We start from the raw sequence: 15,659 nt of genomic DNA, 5'->3' as shown, positions 1-15,659 counted from the left end.
TTTTGCTTGCGGAAACGTACAATTCTAGTCAGGTAAAATGACTAGAGGAGCTGCTTTTTTCAAAATGGAAACGAATCAGGAAAAAATCCTCGAAAAGGCTCAGGAACGCGTGATTGAAACGTTGGCCCGCAACATGGATTTGTACGGCATCACGATGTCGACCGGGCTGTTGTATGGCACGCTGCTGTTTCAGGACAAGTCAATGACGCTGGATGAGATGGGAGAAGCGCTGGGAATGAGCAAGACCAGCATGAGCACCGGCGTTCGCACCTTGATGGACTTAAATATGGTAGAAAAGATATGGAAAAAAGGAACGCGCAAAGACCACTACGAAGTCAATCTGGACTGGTACCAAAACTTCATTGATCTGTTCTCCGTGAAGTGGCGCCATGCCAGCGAGCAAAACGTGCACAGCCTGAAAAAATCGCTACACGAGCTGCGCACCCTCCAGCAGTCCGAGGATTTGTCCGATGAGCTGAGGGCGCGCGTCGAGCTGAGCATCAGCCGGATTGAAAACGGCCTGGAGTATTACTTGTGGCTGTCGCGACTGATTGACGCCTTTGAATCCCACGATATTTTTCAGTTTGTACCAAAAAAAGAAAGCGATTCGTAAAGCAGCTTGGCGCAGCGAAAAAGACTCATTCCTTGACTGGCAGTCAGTAAGGGGTGAGTCTTTTTTTGATGTGACCGATAGAAAAATCTGAATATTGGCAGCAGTTGTGTTACAATGACGAAAGCGGGCACGACGCAAATGACTGGCCCAGCCTGACTCCCAGAAAGGAGCGGATCGTGATGAACAAGCAAACAAAGCGACTTTTTCATACATGCACGAAAAAAACAAACGTGGAAATGGGGGGACTGCTTCGTTAGCCCCCCGTTATTTTGAGGAGGAACAGGATGATTCGCAAAACAGCGCTTCTGATTATTGATGCACAGACAGGGATTGTCGATGGCCCGGCGATTGGCCCCGTTTTTCAAAACGCCGCGCTCGTCACGACGATCAAAAAGGTCAGGAAGGAAGCGTGGAAGCGGGCGATTCCGGTCCTGTACGTGCAGGATACCGATGTCGCCGAAGCCGGGGCTGACGCTTTCGCCATCCACCCGGAGCTGGCGCCGCTCCCAACCGAAACAGTCGTCCTGAAGCAATCCACGGATGCTTTTCACGGAACCGATCTGCATGACCAGTTGCAGCTTCTCGAAATCAACCATCTCGTCATTACGGGTTGCAAAACGGAGTATGGTGTCGACAGCGCCTGCCGCAGAGCGACGACGCTCGGCTATGACGTCACGCTCGTCCGGGACGGGCACTCGACGACTGACAATGCCGTATTGGCCGCCGAGCAAATCATCGCCCACCACAACGCCTGCCTGCATGGCCTCGGGAACATTGACCCGTTCATTTTGGTGCGCGATTCCACGGAGGACCTGTTTACTCCTACGCACGATACGTACCGCTAGCCACTCCTGGCTACGCCGAAGAAACCGTCCGGATGGGACGGTTTTTTTGCTTGCTTTCCGGCTGCGGCAACTAACAGGCTCAGCGGCCCCGCTTCGATGGAGGCAGTGAATCATGATAATATAGAAGAAACAAATACGCCCTACCCCAAAGGAGGACTCCCCCTTGTCTACGTCACTTCTGGTTTCTCATGAAGCCGTCATTCATGCCGCGCCCGAAAAAGTCTGGGAAGTCTTGATTCATCCGCATTTTATCAGGCAGTGGGACGACGTACCGGAAGACTTCGGACAAGCGCCGCTGACGCTCGGAAGCGTCATGGAATGGCCGGCTATGCCAAATTGACCGTCGCCGAATTTGAACTGGCCGAGCGCAGCTAGACTGGCCTGTCCTTTCGGCGCGAACTCGTTGCAAATAAAAAAACGGGCGCGCCCTTGTGGCTGCATCCCGTCTTTTGGCCCTTACTCCCCTTTGCGGATAATCTCCTGCACTCTGCCGACTTGTCCATCGGTCAGGCGCACCTTGATGCCGTGCGGATGCGTACTCGAATTTGTCAGGATGTCCTTGACGATTCCGCGCGTCCGCTTGCCTGTGCGCTGATCCTGCTTCAACACGATGTCGACCTCCAGGCCAGGGGCAATGTCTTTGCGGTTTTTCCCGTTCATGGCAGTCCCTCCTTTCCTCGTTCGATGACTTTTTCGTTCTTTGTCCCACCTATGATATAATCGACAAACAAAACTTTTCTCATCGGAGGAATCCATGCTTACTTTTGAAGAAAAACTGGCGATCATTGAATCATTTCCACAACTGACCCGAAACAACGTCTCGCTCAAGCGGGTCAATTTTCACTACGAGGCAAGTCTTCACGACAAAAAGACAGTCGTTTACCATCTGCATCCGAATGGCAACGGCTTCGTATTCGCAGGCTTTTTGAAGGGCTATCCCAAAGACGACAAAGGCTACGTCAACATTCGCGACTTCTCCGCAGAGGAATTGCGCACGATCATCGAGGCTTCCATCCAGTCGCTCTCTGTCAAACGCGAGCCGCAGCCAAAGGCGGAAGCAAACGAGCCACTCGAGCAAACCTGGGTCGACAAGCAAAATCGCACGCTGCTGCTGCAGCAGGAAGACACGCTGTGGAACGTCTACCACGGCATGAACCTGGAGGCTTCCTTCGAGTCTTACGTAGAAGCCGAACAGTATCTGAAAGAAGAAGGCTTTTCCTTGCGCAACTAGCTTGTAACAGAGTTGTCACGGCCTGCCCTTTTCCTTCCTCCAAACGCAATCCTTTCATTGGAGAACCCCTCCTGATATGGTACACTTCCACCTAGTTAGATGTACAATACCTTTTATGAGCCTGGCCCGACAGTCTTTGCGACTGGCTCGGGCCTTCCCGAAAAACAGGGGGATAATGCGGCATGATGAAGTATAGAGATACACTTCTTTTTCAAGTCCACAAGCAGTTTGAAGCCTGGCTCGCACAGGAGGGGCCGGTCTCCCACGAAGAGCTGTACCGCTTTGTTCACTCGTTGAGAGGCACAGCCGGAACGATTGGTCTTGCCGATTTGTCCGAGCTGGCGCAGACGCTGTTGGAGCAGTTGGACCAGCAGGATGCGAAACCTTGGCCAACGCACGAGTGGCGTGACTTTTTGCAAGAGCTCATCGCCTTGTGTTACGAGCATCGTCCCGAGCAGGAAATTCTTTTGGAGGACCCCACGCTACCGCAAGAGTCTACCTACGACAATCAGCCTCTCCTGCTCATTTTAGACGACGACGTGACGTTGCTGATGTACATAAAAGAATATTTGGAGAAGCAAAACTGGTCCGTCATCGCTACTGTTTATCCTCACAAGGCACTCGACTACTTCCACGACCTCAACCCGGATTGCCTGATTCTCGACCTGAACATTCCCGAAACAGGCGGCTTTCAAGTCATGCAAACGCTCAGTGAAAAAATTAAAAAGCAATACGTCCCGACGACGATTATCAGCATTGACTGCGATCGGGAAACGCGCCTGCGCGCTTATCGGCTGGGTGCCGACGATGTCATGTGCAAGCCGCTTGACCTGGAAGAACTAACCGTCCGGCTGGAAAGACAGCTCAGAAGAAAACGGTGGATGGATAAAATTTTGTTTCTCGATGAATTGACCGGCGTGTACAACCGCAATTGCTTCGCGGATACGTACCAGAAGCTGCTTGCGGATTCCATGCGGAGCCACGCGCCCTTTTCGCTGGCCTTTCTGGACATCGATCATTTCAAAAAGGTCAATGACACTTACGGGCACCTGGTAGGCGACGTCGTACTGAGCCGCTTCGCCGCGTTCATCCGGGGAAGCGCGGAGAAGCAGGACGTCTTTTTCCGGTATGGCGGGGAAGAATTTATTCTGCTCATGCCGCGGACGTCGGTACAGGAAGCACAGTTGCGGCTGGAACGAATGCTGCGCGATTTTCGCGACCTCTCCTTCGAAGCTTCCGAAGGGACGTTTTCGCTGAGCTTTTCCGCTGGCGTCGTGCAAATTGAGGATGCGCAAAAGCCGCTCGCCTACTGGATCGACGCTGCGGATACGGCGTTATACTCTGCCAAAAATGCGGGGCGCTGCCGGATTGAAGCGGCTGTGCGCAGCGCTGATCCGGATACGCGCACGGTGAAGCTGAAAGTCGCCATTATTGACGATGATCCGCTGATCTGCGCCGTCCTCGCCGACTCGGCGCGGGCAAGCCTGGACGGCTGGATTCACTCGGACATCCGGACGTACCACGAAGGGGCTGCCTTTTTTGCATCTTCCTGGCATCAGGGGCCGGAAGCGTATCTCATCATTTTGGACGGGATCATGCCGCAAATGGACGGGCTGGACGTTCTGCGGCGCATCCGCAACCTGCCGAACAGCAAGCAGTACACGGTGCTCATGCTGACAGGCCGCAGCGGCGAACAAGATATTGCCCAAGCCCTGCAGCTCGGCGCTGACGACTACATGACGAAGCCTTTCAGCACGAAAGAGCTGGAAGCGCGCATCAAGCGGCTAGTCAAGCGAATGATGTAGGCAATACCAGATGGAGGAAGAAAAAATGGCAATGATATTACTGGCTGAAGATGAAGCCGTACTGCGGATGCTCATTGGCGATACGCTGGAGAATGAAGGGCATCTGCTCGACATCGCCTGCGACGGTGAGGAAGCGCTGCAAAAAATCAGCCACAATCAGTACGATTACTCATTTTGGATTACATGATGCCCAAGCTGACCGGCTTTGAGGTGTTGACCCGGATGAAGCAGATGACGGACAAGCAAGCGGTGAAGGTTCTCATTCTTTCCGCGGAAAGCCAGCATGCGGAACAGGAAAAAATGCGCGCCGCCGGAGCCGATGACTTCATGCCCAAGCCGTTCAGCCCGCTGGAGCTCGTCCGCAAGGTGGGGGACATGCTCGCATGACTCGGCTTCGGAAATACGTCCGTGAAAGCATCACGCGCCGATCGAATCGTTTGTCGCCAATTTTTTCAGCAATCTGTTCCCGACCGCTTTGCTCAGGGAGAAACGCCGCAGTTGAACGGCCTGGAACGGGCGGATGAGATCGGCAAGCTCTCCCGCTCGCTCGACTACATGATGCGGCAGATTCAGCACAAGGAAGAAGCGCTGATGGCGGAAAACGAGCGCTATCTGGAGAAAAAGAACCGCTTTGTTCTCGCGCTCACCAGTACATGGGACAAAGGGAGCTTTTGTCGAGCATTATTTCGAACACCGTAGAAATCATGGAAGCAGACAAAGGCGTCATCGTGCTGTTGGACGCGGATCGCGGCTGCGCCAGCTTCGGCATTTCCCGGCAAGGGCTTGACCAGTTGCTGCAAGGGATCGAGGACGGGCCTTTTGTCCGCATCAAGGAAACCGGGCTGCCATTTGTCGTCAACCGTGAAAGTACAGTGGGCGAGCGCGGCTTCCACCCTGCTCGTTCCCGCACTTACGAGTTGTATCTCCCGGTACTGGATTCGCACAGGGAGGTCGTGGCTTGCATCATTTCTCGCCCGCATCGACCGCAGGTTCTCCGAGCACGAGCAGCACATCTTGATCGGCATGGCCAAGCAAGTCTCGCTCGCCCTGGACAAGCTCGCCATGTTTGAGGAAACGAAAAGGCAGCGGCAAATTACGCAGGAAATGCTCGACTCCGTGCAGGAGGGCATACAGTTGCTCTCTCTCAACGGCGGAACGATCCAGGTGAGCAGCACGTTTTGCGAGCTGCTTGGCTGCAATCGCGAGCAGGCCGTATCGGACTTTGACATCGAGGCGTTTTTCGCCCATCTGCAAAGCTGCACGGCAGAGCCTAACCGTCTCATCCCGTACATCAAAGCAGTCGCGCTGGGCGAAGGCGATGCGCAAGAGGACAGCATCGTCTTTGAACTGACCTCTCCTGTCAAACGGTACATCCAGCTCTACGCGGAGCCTTTGTACCGCAACCAGCGGAAGTGGAGCACGCTGCTGGTTTACCGGGACATCACGAAGGAATACGAGATTGACCAGATGAAATCCGAATTTGTCAGCACCGTGAGCCACGAGTTGCGCACCCCGCTGGCGAGCGTGCTGGGCTTTGCAGTCTATCCTTTTTCCACGGCACAGGAGGCGCTCGACGCCATTTACCGCCTGCGTCCGGATGCGGTCGTGCTCGACCTGATTTTGCAAGATGGCGAGAGCGGCTGGAAGGTCATCGAGGCGATGCAGGAAAACCCGGAGCTGAAGACGATCCCGATCGTCATTTCCAGCGCGTTTGAGGAAAAGAAAAAAGCGTTTGATTTGGGAGCAAAGGGCTATTTGCTAAAGCCTTACCATCCCGACACTTTGTCGAAGGCGATCTTGCTCGCCGTCACCAGCCACGAATCGGCCGGACAAATTTTAATTCCCGATCAGTTGTGACCCCTCTTTTGCCAAAAAGGCAGCGGACGATGCTCCGTTGCCTTTTTTTGCGGGACGTTCGCGCGCCTGTTGGCTGGCCAGGAAGCTTTTTGCGCAGACAGAAAATCTTGGTATATTCACGGGCCTTCCATCACACATTAATAGAGGTTGCTGTAAAGCACGATGCCCCGCAAAGGAGGAGTTCATGTGTATTTCTCGAAGAAAGCAGTTGTTCCGGTCGAAGAAGAGGAAACAGATGTGTGGACGTGCAGCAATGATGGGTGTACGTGCTGGATGAGAGATAACTTTTCCTTTGACGAGAGCCCGAGCTGCCCCTTTTGCCATTCGCAAATGGTAAGGGATACCCGGGTGCTTCCGGTTCTGACCAATCACAGCAAGCGAAACTCATGATACTGCCCTTCTTTTTTCTTGCGGGCATTCGTCCTCTTCTCTACAATTAAGCACAAGACACGCACGATTGTTAGAGGAGATGCCCATGAACCGAAAAGAGATGGAAGAACAAGTCATCCAGGCTTATCAGCGCGATGAGGGAATGATGATCCTCGTCTTTGCCCAGTGGTGCGTCAACCACGGCTTGGATGCGCGCGAGCTGTACGCCCAAGCCTATCCCGCCCAAGGGGAAAACCAACTGCTGGCCCAAATGCTTGAAAATACGGTTCCCAAAGAGGAAGCAGAGGAAATCCCTGACGCCACTATCCTTGGCGTCCTGTCGCTGTTTGGCAACGACGATTTGGCCTTCGTGGTCAGCCAGGCGATCGAGGAGAGGAACAAATCCAAAAAATAATGCCAAAAGCCGCACATTGCTGTGTGGCTTTTTTCCTGCCTGCCAAACATTGGCTGCTCGCCGTGCGGCTTATCAAATCTTATTCAAAAATTCATTTTTTAAGATAGGGGCAATTCGCTTTTTTATTGTTTTGGCTTCTCGGATTTTGGACGACTTCACAAGCCGACAAACAAGGAAAAGAGGAATGCCTATGTACACCGATTCAAAAATTTTGAAATCGCTTTTTTACATCCAACTATTCTCCAGCTTTTTGGTTGTGGTCGGTCATTTCACGGCATCGGTGCTTTACTTCAACGATCCTTTCTGGGTTGTCGCCCTCAATCAGATCAGCCGCTACGGCACCGTGCTGCTGACGATCGCGACCGGCTATTTGACCGCCTATTCTTTTGAAGCGAAAAGCCCGGCGTTCCGCGAGTTTTTTACGGGCAAGCTCGTGTACATTTTTCTGCCTTACCTCGTTTCCGGCATTTTGTATCACTATTTGCTGAAAAAGGACATGCCTCACACCGCTGAGGACTACGCCAACATTTTCATGGGGAAAACGGGCGATCACCTGTACTTCGTGTTCATGATTTGCCAGTATTACGTGTTTGCCTACTTTTTCCGCAAGTGGATTACGAAACAGAACATTTTGTACGTCATCTGGATTCTGCTTGCGGTGCAATACGTCTACATCAACTACTTGCACAAAGGCTGGCTTGGGCTGTCCACCCGCCATATGCTGCCAAGCTGGATTTTCACGCTCTACATGGGGCATCTGCTGTACTGGTACCGAGAAGCCATTCTGTCTTTTTTGCGCAACAACCGCTCCATCCTGATGCTCTTGACGGGCATCGCTACAGCCGCGGCCATGTTTTTTGTCGTCTCAAGCAAGCTGTACGTGGCGGTGCACCTGAGCTTCGTTTTCGCGACACTGCTGTCTTTTCTCGTGCTCATGGTCTTCTTTCTGGAACTGGTGGATCACCTTCGTCTCAAGTTCCGCAAAGGCTTGACCTACTTCATTTTCCTGTTTCACTCCGCCTTTTTGATCCTGTTCAAAGACTTTTTGTTTGAGCAATACGGAGAGGTCGCCTGGGTTTTTCAAAACACCTGGTACTCGCTGTTGTACCTGGGCCTGATCTTCGGATGCAGTTGCCTGCTGTCGCTGCTATTGGTCTATCTGGTGCGAGGGCTGGAGCAACTGGGGAAAATGCTTGGGAGAGGACGGCGGGAGCGGCTGCAATAAAATGGCTCGGCGCTGCCAACAAAGAACGACCTGCTGACTTTCGTTGCGAAAGCGCAGGTCGTTCTCTTTTTTTGGCGTTTGGGGGCGTGATACACGTGATGATGCCCGGCTAGGAATCTTGGAAGTACATGGAAAATACCGTCTGCTGGTCAGATGACTCGCACTTAATCACCCCGCCGTGCCGCTCGATAATTTCCTTGCAGACGTACAGCCCGATGCCCGTCCCCAGCTCTTTGGTGGTAAAAAACGGCTCGAAAATGACCGATAGCAGATCTGGCGGGATCGGCGCGCCATTGTTGGAAATCGTGATCGCTGTCATCTCGTCGGTGCGAAACCCTTGGATCGCAATTTCTTTGTCGCTGTTTTTGCGCTGCAGGGCATCGAGCGCATTCGAAATAATGTTGATGAACACTTGCCTCATCTCATCCCGGTAGCCGTCCAAAAGGAGCAGCGGATCGATCGTACACGAAATATGCGCGTTCACGTCCACGATGTTCGGATAGAGAAAGGAGAGTATTTCTTCAAATAGTAAAGCGATGCTAAACACTTCTTTTTTCTTATGTACGGCTCCCTTTTTGGAAACCAGCAAAAACTGAGAGACGCGGTAATTCAACTGATGCAGCTCATTTTCGATAATGTCCACGTACGGCAAGTTCGGATAGTCTTCTTTTAACAATCGGGAGAATCCCATAATCGAGGTCAGCGGATTGCGAAATTCATGTACAAAGCTCGATGCCATCTGCCCCAAGATCGTCAGCCTGTCCTTGTGCGACCGCTCAATAAACAGCTTTTTCTCTTCCAGATCGCTGTCTTTCAGCTCCGTGTACCTGGACACGGCGTGCACGAGAAAAACGTCGAAGCATTCGTTTATTTTAAGCAAGGCTGGCAGCAGAACATCGGGTGGAAAGGGCCCTTTTTGCAGAACGTCGAGCATCAGCTCCCGGCCCATGCAAACATTGAAAACGAAATCGCCGATGTTGATCTCGGCCTGATTCCGTTCGTGCGCTACTTTATATGCAAGCTGTTTGATATCCTCATGCGTAATCTTCGAACGGAGATAGTCGGCCACCATGCGGTACATGGCTTGTCCGTTCAGATGAATAATTCCGTTGAACTGGTCGTGCTCAGACACCATGATCCGTTTCCTGAACTCTTCTACCGCTGCTTCCTCATGCTCGTCCAAAAAAAGTGCCAAGTCGTCCATTGCCACCTGTCCCCACTCCGAATGATCGGCATACTTATTCCGATAATATTATACTATCATCCAAGATTTATTAACGAAATATTTTTACTACTCCCCCATTGTACACCGTCCGCGCACGAATTACATTTGAAAGTCCATCTAAAATGTAAACTGTCTCTCGCCAAAAGAAAGAGGCAAAGGGACAGCGCGTACGCAACCCCTTTGCCCGTGCGGTTTGTAGTCGATTTTAGTTCAGTCTTACGATAGTCAACGTCGCCCCGGCGCCTGTCAGCAAAGTAGCCGCTCCCAGCAGGCCGAAGAGCTGCAGTGTGATTGTCGCCACCGCGCCTAGCGGAGCGATTACGGTGTTGTGGAAGGAGGAAAGCGATAACGCTGGTGATGCTACCGAAACAGCCGCGTGCTGACTGCCAGAGCGGCGGTTGTGTTGACGGAGTACGAGATCAGGTAGTTGCCTGCGGATGGAACGGTAAAGGTTGTGTTGCCGCCTCCGACGGTAATGCCGTTGAGCACCTGGTTGTTGGGCAGAGGCACGTTGGTCCCTCCCAAAATAACGGCGATCACGGCACCTCCCGTGTTGGCGGCGAAGGCGTTGATGTTTGTAAAGACGGTTCCGGTGGGGCCTGTGGGGCCTGTTGCTCCAGTAGCTCCAGTTTCTCCTGTCACTCCAGTAGCTCCCGTGGCCCCGGTGGCTCCTGTCACTCCGGTTGGCCCCGTGGCCCCTGTCACTTCAGTGGAGCCAGTCGCTCCCGTTGCCCCAGTCGCTCCCGTCACTCCCTCCCCCGCCCCCGTAGCTCCGGTGGCTCCGGTCGGACCTGTTGGACCAGTCGGCCCCTGCATGGTAGAGGCGTTTAGCACTGCCTGCAGTACCATCTCCTTCCTGATCGTTGCATCGACCATTTCCCTTACACTTCGGTCAATCGCCAGCAAATCGTCAATCGTGGCTGCCGGCGCTCCGCTTACACCGGTGAGCGTGCCGAGCACGTACTGAATTTTTTCCCCTTCTGCGTCCAATATATGGCTTAGTCCCAGCTCCTCCATCGCGATCGAAGTCAAAAGCAGGTTGATCGCATCCTCGCGCGTAATCGCGATAGTCGGACTGATATTTGGGATATTCGGAAATGACATAACTCCCCACCTTCCCGTGAAAAACGTAACCTCCCCTTCATCCGTAATTCAGCTAGCGAAAAGCCGTTTGCCCCCACACTTTACGGCTGCTTCTTCCACTTTTTCGCTTGCCCCACGACCTTGTGGCTCTTGGTTCTCCCTGGAAAAACCTCCCGATTCAGCCAAGGAGCCTGATAATTGCCGTGAGTCTGTACAACGGAACGAACAGGCCCTCCAGGTTCACCGTACTTTTTCAAGGGGAGTATCGAATCTTTCAGCCTTTGTTTAAAAGCCGTTGAAAACGCGGCGGAGGGAGAACAGTAGCCTTCCAACTGGTTCAAAGACGAATGGAGCACGAAACGGGAAAGGTCGTCCAACAGTTCAAGCACCTGGATGACTTGCTGTTCGGCCAGACGCCGATCGGGCGATGGGCGGCGGAGATTCGCCATCTCTAGCATGAGCTGCTCCGTTAACTCAAGAAAAGCGAGCGCCAGCGAGTACATCGCCGTCCAGAAATGCCTGTATGCCTCGACTGCCTGAACAGCCTGCTCCGGCTTTTTTGCCAGGTCATTCTCCCATGACGAATTGTCAAGACAAGTGCGACAGAGCTTCCATGAATGATTCGTAAGCGGTCTTCCAACCCAGACATTTTCTTGGCCGATTGTTAATGAGCTCCAAGGCCTGAATCAGTTCCTCCTCGGAGACTTCGGCAAAATCCTTGCCTTTGGGAAAAAATTCTCGCAGAAGGCCATTTGCGTTCTCGTTCGTGCCCCTTTGCCAGGAAGAGTAGGGATCGGCAAAGTAAATGTTTACGCCATGTGCTGACTCCAGCCGTTCGTAACAGGCAAACTCTTTGCCACGGTCAACGGTAGCTGTTTGAAACGATCCTTTCGGTAACGACTCAGCAACGAAACCAAAGGCCTTTTCCATGGAAGCCGAGGTACGATCAGGCATCTTTACGGCAAGGTAAAAGCGTGTCTTGCGCTCAGCGAACGTCGCGACACACGCCTTACTTTTTCCACGGCTGGAAACAACCGTATCCCGTTCCCAATGACCAAAGCTCTCACGCTTTCGTACTTCCTTGGGTCGCTGCCGAATGGACTTTCCTACGTTGAAACGACCACGTGTTTCGATTGGTCTCCGGCGTTTCCCTTTGTGGCGCAGAACGGTGGTATCTCCTTTAACCAAAAGCCCTGATACAGCCAGCGATACATCGTTTTAAACGACACTTTCTGTTCGGGGCATTCCTGACTCATCCGTCCGGCAATCTGCTCGGGAGACCAGGTCTGCGCCAGCTTACTGGCAATGTAATGCTCACGTTCAGGAGTCCGCTTGCCTCTGGGAACAGACCGTTCGCGACGTTTCTCGTAAACCTCTTGCGCGGCTTCTGCCTGATATTCCCCTGCCTTACAACCCCGTTTTAACTCACGGGCAATGGTAGCATGATGCCGTTTGAGTTCTCTGGCAATGGCGCGGGCAGACCAACCCAACCGATGAAGGAGTGCTAGCTCACTACGCTCTGTTATGCTAAGATGTGTATAACTCATGATTGATTCTCCTGTGTAAATGGTGTTGTCGTGACTTCATTTTACACGAATCAATCATGGGCCGTTTTTTTATCTAGGTGTCGCACTTGATATTACAATCTGTCCGATAAAATGATCTGCCCGATGATAACGCCAATCAACAGGGCAGCGGCTCCAATCAATGCTGCGTTTATCATTTGCGAGAAAATCCCCTTCCCCCATTTTTTCTCTTATTCGCACGGCTTTTCGTCAGTGGCAGGCGGATCGCTTTTTTTCTCGATCGACTCTGCCTCTTTTTCTTTTTCCTTGTTCGCCTTCAGTTGCAGATCCAAAATGTTGTTGATGCGAATTTGCAGGTCGACGTGCTTGAAGGCGACGACCAAGACGAGAAAACAGACAACAGCAGCGAGCACCTGTACATAGTCCATCGACATCATCGGCCGCTCGCTCCATGCTGAGTTTCTTTCGGCATCATTGCTTTCTTGCCTCGAATGCTTGCCGCCCCAGCTCTTCTGCCATAAAAGGCGAGACTCTCCTTGGCGGGGAGCAAAAAGCCGAGGACAGTGAGTACCGCCTGGCGTCTCCCTCGCTGCGCCTTTGGCAGAACGCTGCCAGACGATTCGTTTTCGCGGCGGCCTGTAAACCGGGCTGGTTGCTTTTGCATATACTCACTCCTTCTCTGGTTCCGTGTTTAAATCAGGACTGCTTCGCTTCCCCAGCAGGATTAATAGGAACGTTTGTTCTGTTTTGTAGTACAAGTATCTCATACAAAACTCGAAAGTTCAAGTTATTTCCAATCATTTTTTCCAGCTAATTTTGCCGAACAAAAATGTACATTTTCTTGATTAGAAAACGTAGTTGCCAAGCTTTTGGCAGAGTATCGGCTCTGCGCCTGTGCTGGACAAGGAACCTTCTCCATTTTTATCTGTACAAAAAAGCGCGTTCTGCCTGAACAGAATCGCGCTTGTGGGTAGACCCGACAATTTCATTACAATTCGCCTTGCTGCCTAAAAAGTACACCGTTCTCATACTCCAGAACATTTCCATCTGCTGTCGGTTGACGGATTTCTTGAAATGTACTTCTAACAGTCGGTAGGAAGGTTGGGGCTAAGGCGTGAGGGTGGGCGTGAGGCTAGGGAAGGGCTTGGGCGAAGGCCGGGGCAAGTAGCTCGGTGAGGGCCGAGACGAGAAGCTGAAAAAGTCGGGGCTAAGGGCTGGACAATGTTTGGACGAGAAGCTACACGAAGTTTAGACAAGAAGCCGAACAAGGCCGAGGCTAAGGGCTGGGCACAGACTTGCGCGAGAGGCTGGGCGAAAGTTTGGGCAAAAGCGAGAACACCCCCCTTACCAAAAAACACCAAAAGCCAGCCCCTCCCCAATCTGGCAAAGGTCCTGGCTCTTGGCTCTTATCGAATTTCCTCGTGGGCGTTCATCAGATCAGTCCCAAATGTTCGGCCGCTTGACACCCATCGTTCTCATATAATCGAGAAGCTGGCCGGTATGGACGGACTCGTGATAGGCGATCCGCAGCAGCATGTCCCCTAGTGTTCTGACGTACCCGACATCGGAGCGGTCGATGCGAATGCTCTCCAGGTCGCTTTTGTCCAGCCCTTTGACAAAGGCGAGAAACTGTTCCCGGTACGGCTGCGCAAACGCCAAATCTTCCTCGACGGTCGTGAACGGCTTGGTTTCATACGGATTCGGGAGAGCAGACAGAGCGGCGCTGCCTCGCTGAATCAAAATCTGGTGATACAAAAATTCGCCCTCGATGACATGCCGAATCATTTGTGCGCAGGTAAACGCTTTGTCGTCGGGCTTCCAGTTCAGCCTGTCGTCTGGAATCGCCCGCCATACTTTGATGCTTCGGCGTCTGACTTCCTCGAAATTCAGAATCAGCAGATCGTTCGCGTTCATGTCGCTTCCCCCTCTCTCCCTGTTCCAGCCTGATTAGTCTTTTTGATACAGATCGCACGTCGCCACGTGGTCGTTCACCATGCCTACTGCCTGCATGAACGCGTAGCAGATCGTCGAACCGACAAACGTGAAGCCGCGCTTTTTCAAATCCTTGCTCATCTTGTCGCTGATTTCGGTGGAGGCAGGTACGTCCCTAAGCTCCTGAAAGTGGTTGTGGATCGGCTTGCCGCCGACGAACGACCAGATGTAGCTGGAAAAGGAGCCGAACTCCTCCACGACTTTGAGATAGGCGTGAGCGTTTTTGACGACGCCTCTGATTTTCAGCTTGTTCCGCACGATGCCCTCATCCTGCAAAAGCTGTTCGATCTTTTCCTCGTCGTACTGCACGATCTTTTCCGCTTCAAAGTTGTCAAAAGCCCGGCGGTAGTTCTCCCGCTTTTTCAGGATCGTGTACCAGCTCAGCCCCGCCTGCGCGCCCTCCAGATTCAAATATTCAAAGAGCAGCCGGTCATCGTAGACAGGCACGCCCCACTCCCGGTCGTGATAATCCAAATACAACGGGTCCTGATTCACCCAGCCACATCGATTCATCGGAAAAGACCTCCCGTAAATACGAACATGTATTCTTATATAGAGAATATACAATCTTTGGCTGTTCTGCAAGTTATTCTTGCCCATTCTCGCAACTTTTCTCGCACAACAAAAAGACCCTATCAGCGCAATAGGGCCTCTCTCTTTTTTCACGATCGCAAAAACACCGCGCGCAAAAACGCGAAAAAAAAAAGATTAAGCCGTCAAAATAATCGGCTTGCCGCGCGTTATGACGACGGTGTGCTCGTACTGGGCGACGTAGCTTCTGTCCGGCGTCACCCAAGCCCAGCCGTCTGCCCCATCCTTCACATACTCCGTTCCAGTGGAAATAAACGTTTCGACAGCGAGCACCAGCCCGTCCGTAAGCAGCCGTTTGTCCCATTTGTCGTAGTAGTTGAGGACGTGCGCCGGCTCCTCGTGCAAGCTTTTGCCGATGCCGTGGCCTGTGAGATTTTTGACGACCGTAAATCCTTTTGCCTTCGCTTCATTGTGGACGATGCGCCCGATCTGGCTCAACTTGGAGCCAGCCTTGGCCGAATCCAGCGCCTTGTACAGCGATTCCTCTGCGCATTTGCACAGCGCCTGCTTCACTGGCTCTCCCTGTCCCACGACAACCGAAGCGCCTGTATCGGCAAAATAACCGTCCAGCTCTGCGGAGACGTCGACGTTGACGACATCGCCTTCCTTCAACACGGTTCCGTCGGGAATCCCGTGCGCCACAACGTGATTCACGCTGATGCACGTCTGCCCGGGGAAGTCGTACGTCACCTGTGGAGCCGAGCGCGCACCGTACTTCGCCAAAATATCGCCGCCGATACGATCCAGCTCTTTTGTCGTGATGCCCGCCCGGACGGCCTTCAGCATCGCTTCTCTAGCTTCTGCCACAATTCTCCCGATCCGCTGCAAAGCGAGCAAGTCGTGTTCATTTTGAATCGACATGCCGTGTCCTCCTTCGCTGAA

The 15,659-nt window shown here is 52.7% G+C and carries 18 protein-coding genes and 3 pseudogenes; 12 read left to right on the top strand and 9 right to left on the bottom strand.

From position 1 onward, the window contains the following. Positions 1-64 precede the first annotated feature (64 nt). The 3 genes from M655_RS04105 (at position 65) to M655_RS04095 (ending at position 1,798) form a co-directional block, all read left to right on the top strand. Positions 65-613, top strand: coding sequence for a GbsR/MarR family transcriptional regulator (locus M655_RS04105; RefSeq protein WP_005833348.1), 549 nt, complete (start codon positions 65-67; stop codon positions 611-613). Positions 614-897: 284 nt separating this feature from the next. Next, positions 898-1,458, top strand: coding sequence for an isochorismatase family protein (locus M655_RS04100; RefSeq protein ID WP_026558042.1), 561 nt, complete (start codon positions 898-900; stop codon positions 1,456-1,458). Between the two features lie 163 nt (positions 1,459-1,621). Further along, complete coding sequence (locus tag M655_RS04095; RefSeq protein WP_286085961.1) at positions 1,622-1,798, top strand: hypothetical protein; 177 nt, start codon at positions 1,622-1,624, stop codon at positions 1,796-1,798. 116 nt (positions 1,799-1,914) lie between these two features. Here the strand turns inward: M655_RS04095 and M655_RS04090 are convergent, their stop codons facing one another. Next, positions 1,915-2,118, bottom strand: coding sequence for a YwbE family protein (locus tag M655_RS04090; RefSeq protein WP_005833343.1), 204 nt, complete (start codon positions 2,116-2,118; stop codon positions 1,915-1,917). A gap of 94 nt (positions 2,119-2,212) precedes the next feature. Between M655_RS04090 and M655_RS04085 the strand changes: the two genes are divergently transcribed. The 9 genes and pseudogenes from M655_RS04085 (at position 2,213) to M655_RS04045 (ending at position 8,360) form a co-directional block, all read left to right on the top strand. Further along, the gene (locus M655_RS04085) at positions 2,213-2,689 is read left to right on the top strand and encodes a hypothetical protein (protein WP_007783040.1); all 477 of its coding nucleotides are present in this window, start codon (positions 2,213-2,215) and stop codon (positions 2,687-2,689) included. Positions 2,690-2,871: 182 nt separating this feature from the next. Further along, on the top strand, positions 2,872-4,494 hold the full coding sequence (locus M655_RS04080) for a diguanylate cyclase (protein WP_026558043.1): 1,623 nt from the start codon (positions 2,872-2,874) through the stop codon (positions 4,492-4,494). A gap of 25 nt (positions 4,495-4,519) precedes the next feature. Continuing rightward, a pseudogene (locus M655_RS04075) lies at positions 4,520-4,881 on the top strand (response regulator transcription factor). Positions 4,882-4,902: 21 nt separating this feature from the next. Continuing rightward, positions 4,903-5,193, top strand: coding sequence for a hypothetical protein (locus M655_RS04070; protein ID WP_237716632.1), 291 nt, complete (start codon positions 4,903-4,905; stop codon positions 5,191-5,193). Continuing rightward, positions 5,166-5,564 carry a hypothetical protein gene (locus tag M655_RS04065; protein ID WP_026558044.1) on the top strand — a complete coding sequence of 133 codons (399 nt, stop codon included), beginning with the start codon at positions 5,166-5,168 and terminating at the stop codon, positions 5,562-5,564. The genes M655_RS04070 and M655_RS04065 overlap by 28 nt, the downstream gene beginning before the upstream one ends. Then, the gene (locus M655_RS04060) at positions 5,518-6,351 is read left to right on the top strand and encodes a response regulator (RefSeq protein ID WP_238501634.1); all 834 of its coding nucleotides are present in this window, start codon (positions 5,518-5,520) and stop codon (positions 6,349-6,351) included. Before M655_RS04065 ends, M655_RS04060 begins: the two co-directional genes overlap by 47 nt. A 186-nt stretch (positions 6,352-6,537) precedes the next feature. Continuing rightward, on the top strand, positions 6,538-6,741 hold the full coding sequence (locus M655_RS04055) for a cold-shock protein (RefSeq protein WP_081414760.1): 204 nt from the start codon (positions 6,538-6,540) through the stop codon (positions 6,739-6,741). An 85-nt stretch (positions 6,742-6,826) separates the two neighbouring features. After that, positions 6,827-7,135 (top strand): protein YxiS, encoded by a 309-nt coding sequence (yxiS, locus tag M655_RS04050; protein WP_005833332.1) that lies wholly within the window; start codon positions 6,827-6,829, stop codon positions 7,133-7,135. Between the two features lie 190 nt (positions 7,136-7,325). Next, positions 7,326-8,360: an acyltransferase family protein gene (locus M655_RS04045; protein WP_007783053.1), complete on the top strand. Its 1,035-nt coding sequence runs from the start codon at positions 7,326-7,328 to the stop codon at positions 8,358-8,360. Between the two features lie 109 nt (positions 8,361-8,469). Here the strand turns inward: M655_RS04045 and M655_RS04040 are convergent, their stop codons facing one another. The 8 genes and pseudogenes from M655_RS04040 to map form a co-directional block, all read right to left on the bottom strand. Continuing rightward, entirely contained in the window at positions 8,470-9,570 is a 1,101-nt protein-coding gene (locus M655_RS04040) for a histidine kinase N-terminal domain-containing protein (RefSeq protein WP_026558046.1), read from the bottom strand. A 220-nt stretch (positions 9,571-9,790) separates the two neighbouring features. After that, positions 9,791-10,602 (bottom strand): annotated as a pseudogene (locus M655_RS04035) (BclA C-terminal domain-containing protein). Between the two features lie 654 nt (positions 10,603-11,256). Continuing rightward, positions 11,257-12,215 (bottom strand): annotated as a pseudogene (locus M655_RS04030) (IS30 family transposase). 209 nt (positions 12,216-12,424) lie between these two features. Further along, positions 12,425-12,631 (bottom strand): hypothetical protein, encoded by a 207-nt coding sequence (locus tag M655_RS04025; RefSeq protein ID WP_005834554.1) that lies wholly within the window; start codon positions 12,629-12,631, stop codon positions 12,425-12,427. Continuing rightward, positions 12,628-12,858 carry a hypothetical protein gene (locus tag M655_RS04020; protein ID WP_005834553.1) on the bottom strand — a complete coding sequence of 77 codons (231 nt, stop codon included), beginning with the start codon at positions 12,856-12,858 and terminating at the stop codon, positions 12,628-12,630. The genes M655_RS04025 and M655_RS04020 overlap by 4 nt, the downstream gene beginning before the upstream one ends. Positions 12,859-13,631: 773 nt before the next feature. Beyond that, positions 13,632-14,108, bottom strand: coding sequence for a DinB family protein (locus tag M655_RS04015; RefSeq protein WP_005834550.1), 477 nt, complete (start codon positions 14,106-14,108; stop codon positions 13,632-13,634). Between the two features lie 33 nt (positions 14,109-14,141). Continuing rightward, positions 14,142-14,699, bottom strand: a complete 558-nt coding sequence (locus tag M655_RS04010; RefSeq protein WP_005834549.1) for a DNA-3-methyladenine glycosylase I — start codon at positions 14,697-14,699, stop codon at positions 14,142-14,144. 195 nt (positions 14,700-14,894) lie between these two features. Then, positions 14,895-15,638, bottom strand: coding sequence for a type I methionyl aminopeptidase (gene map / locus M655_RS04005; RefSeq protein WP_025844712.1), 744 nt, complete (start codon positions 15,636-15,638; stop codon positions 14,895-14,897). Between the last annotated feature and the right edge of the window lie 21 nt (positions 15,639-15,659).

Origin of the sequence: Brevibacillus sp. NSP2.1, assembly GCF_000470975.2 — a bacterium.
Lineage (GTDB): Bacteria > Bacillota > Bacilli > Brevibacillales > Brevibacillaceae > Brevibacillus > Brevibacillus agri.
Note: the sequence above shows the minus strand (reverse complement) of the source record. Positions and strands in the feature narration are given on the sequence as shown.

Coding starts and splice junctions, on each gene's coding strand:
- map (WP_025844712.1), bottom strand. CDS start 15,638: ATGTCGATTCAAAATGAACACGACTTGCTCGCTTTGCAGCGGATCGGG.
- M655_RS04100 (WP_026558042.1), top strand. CDS start 898: ATGATTCGCAAAACAGCGCTTCTGATTATTGATGCACAGACAGGGATT.
- M655_RS04090 (WP_005833343.1), bottom strand. CDS start 2,118: ATGAACGGGAAAAACCGCAAAGACATTGCCCCTGGCCTGGAGGTCGAC.
- M655_RS04045 (WP_007783053.1), top strand. CDS start 7,326: ATGTACACCGATTCAAAAATTTTGAAATCGCTTTTTTACATCCAACTA.
- M655_RS04080 (WP_026558043.1), top strand. CDS start 2,872: ATGATGAAGTATAGAGATACACTTCTTTTTCAAGTCCACAAGCAGTTT.
- M655_RS04105 (WP_005833348.1), top strand. CDS start 65: ATGGAAACGAATCAGGAAAAAATCCTCGAAAAGGCTCAGGAACGCGTG.
- M655_RS04015 (WP_005834550.1), bottom strand. CDS start 14,108: ATGAACGCGAACGATCTGCTGATTCTGAATTTCGAGGAAGTCAGACGC.
- M655_RS04020 (WP_005834553.1), bottom strand. CDS start 12,858: ATGCAAAAGCAACCAGCCCGGTTTACAGGCCGCCGCGAAAACGAATCG.
- M655_RS04025 (WP_005834554.1), bottom strand. CDS start 12,631: ATGATGTCGATGGACTATGTACAGGTGCTCGCTGCTGTTGTCTGTTTT.
- M655_RS04060 (WP_238501634.1), top strand. CDS start 5,518: ATGGCCAAGCAAGTCTCGCTCGCCCTGGACAAGCTCGCCATGTTTGAG.
- M655_RS04010 (WP_005834549.1), bottom strand. CDS start 14,699: ATGAATCGATGTGGCTGGGTGAATCAGGACCCGTTGTATTTGGATTAT.
- M655_RS04085 (WP_007783040.1), top strand. CDS start 2,213: ATGCTTACTTTTGAAGAAAAACTGGCGATCATTGAATCATTTCCACAA.
- yxiS (WP_005833332.1), top strand. CDS start 6,827: ATGAACCGAAAAGAGATGGAAGAACAAGTCATCCAGGCTTATCAGCGC.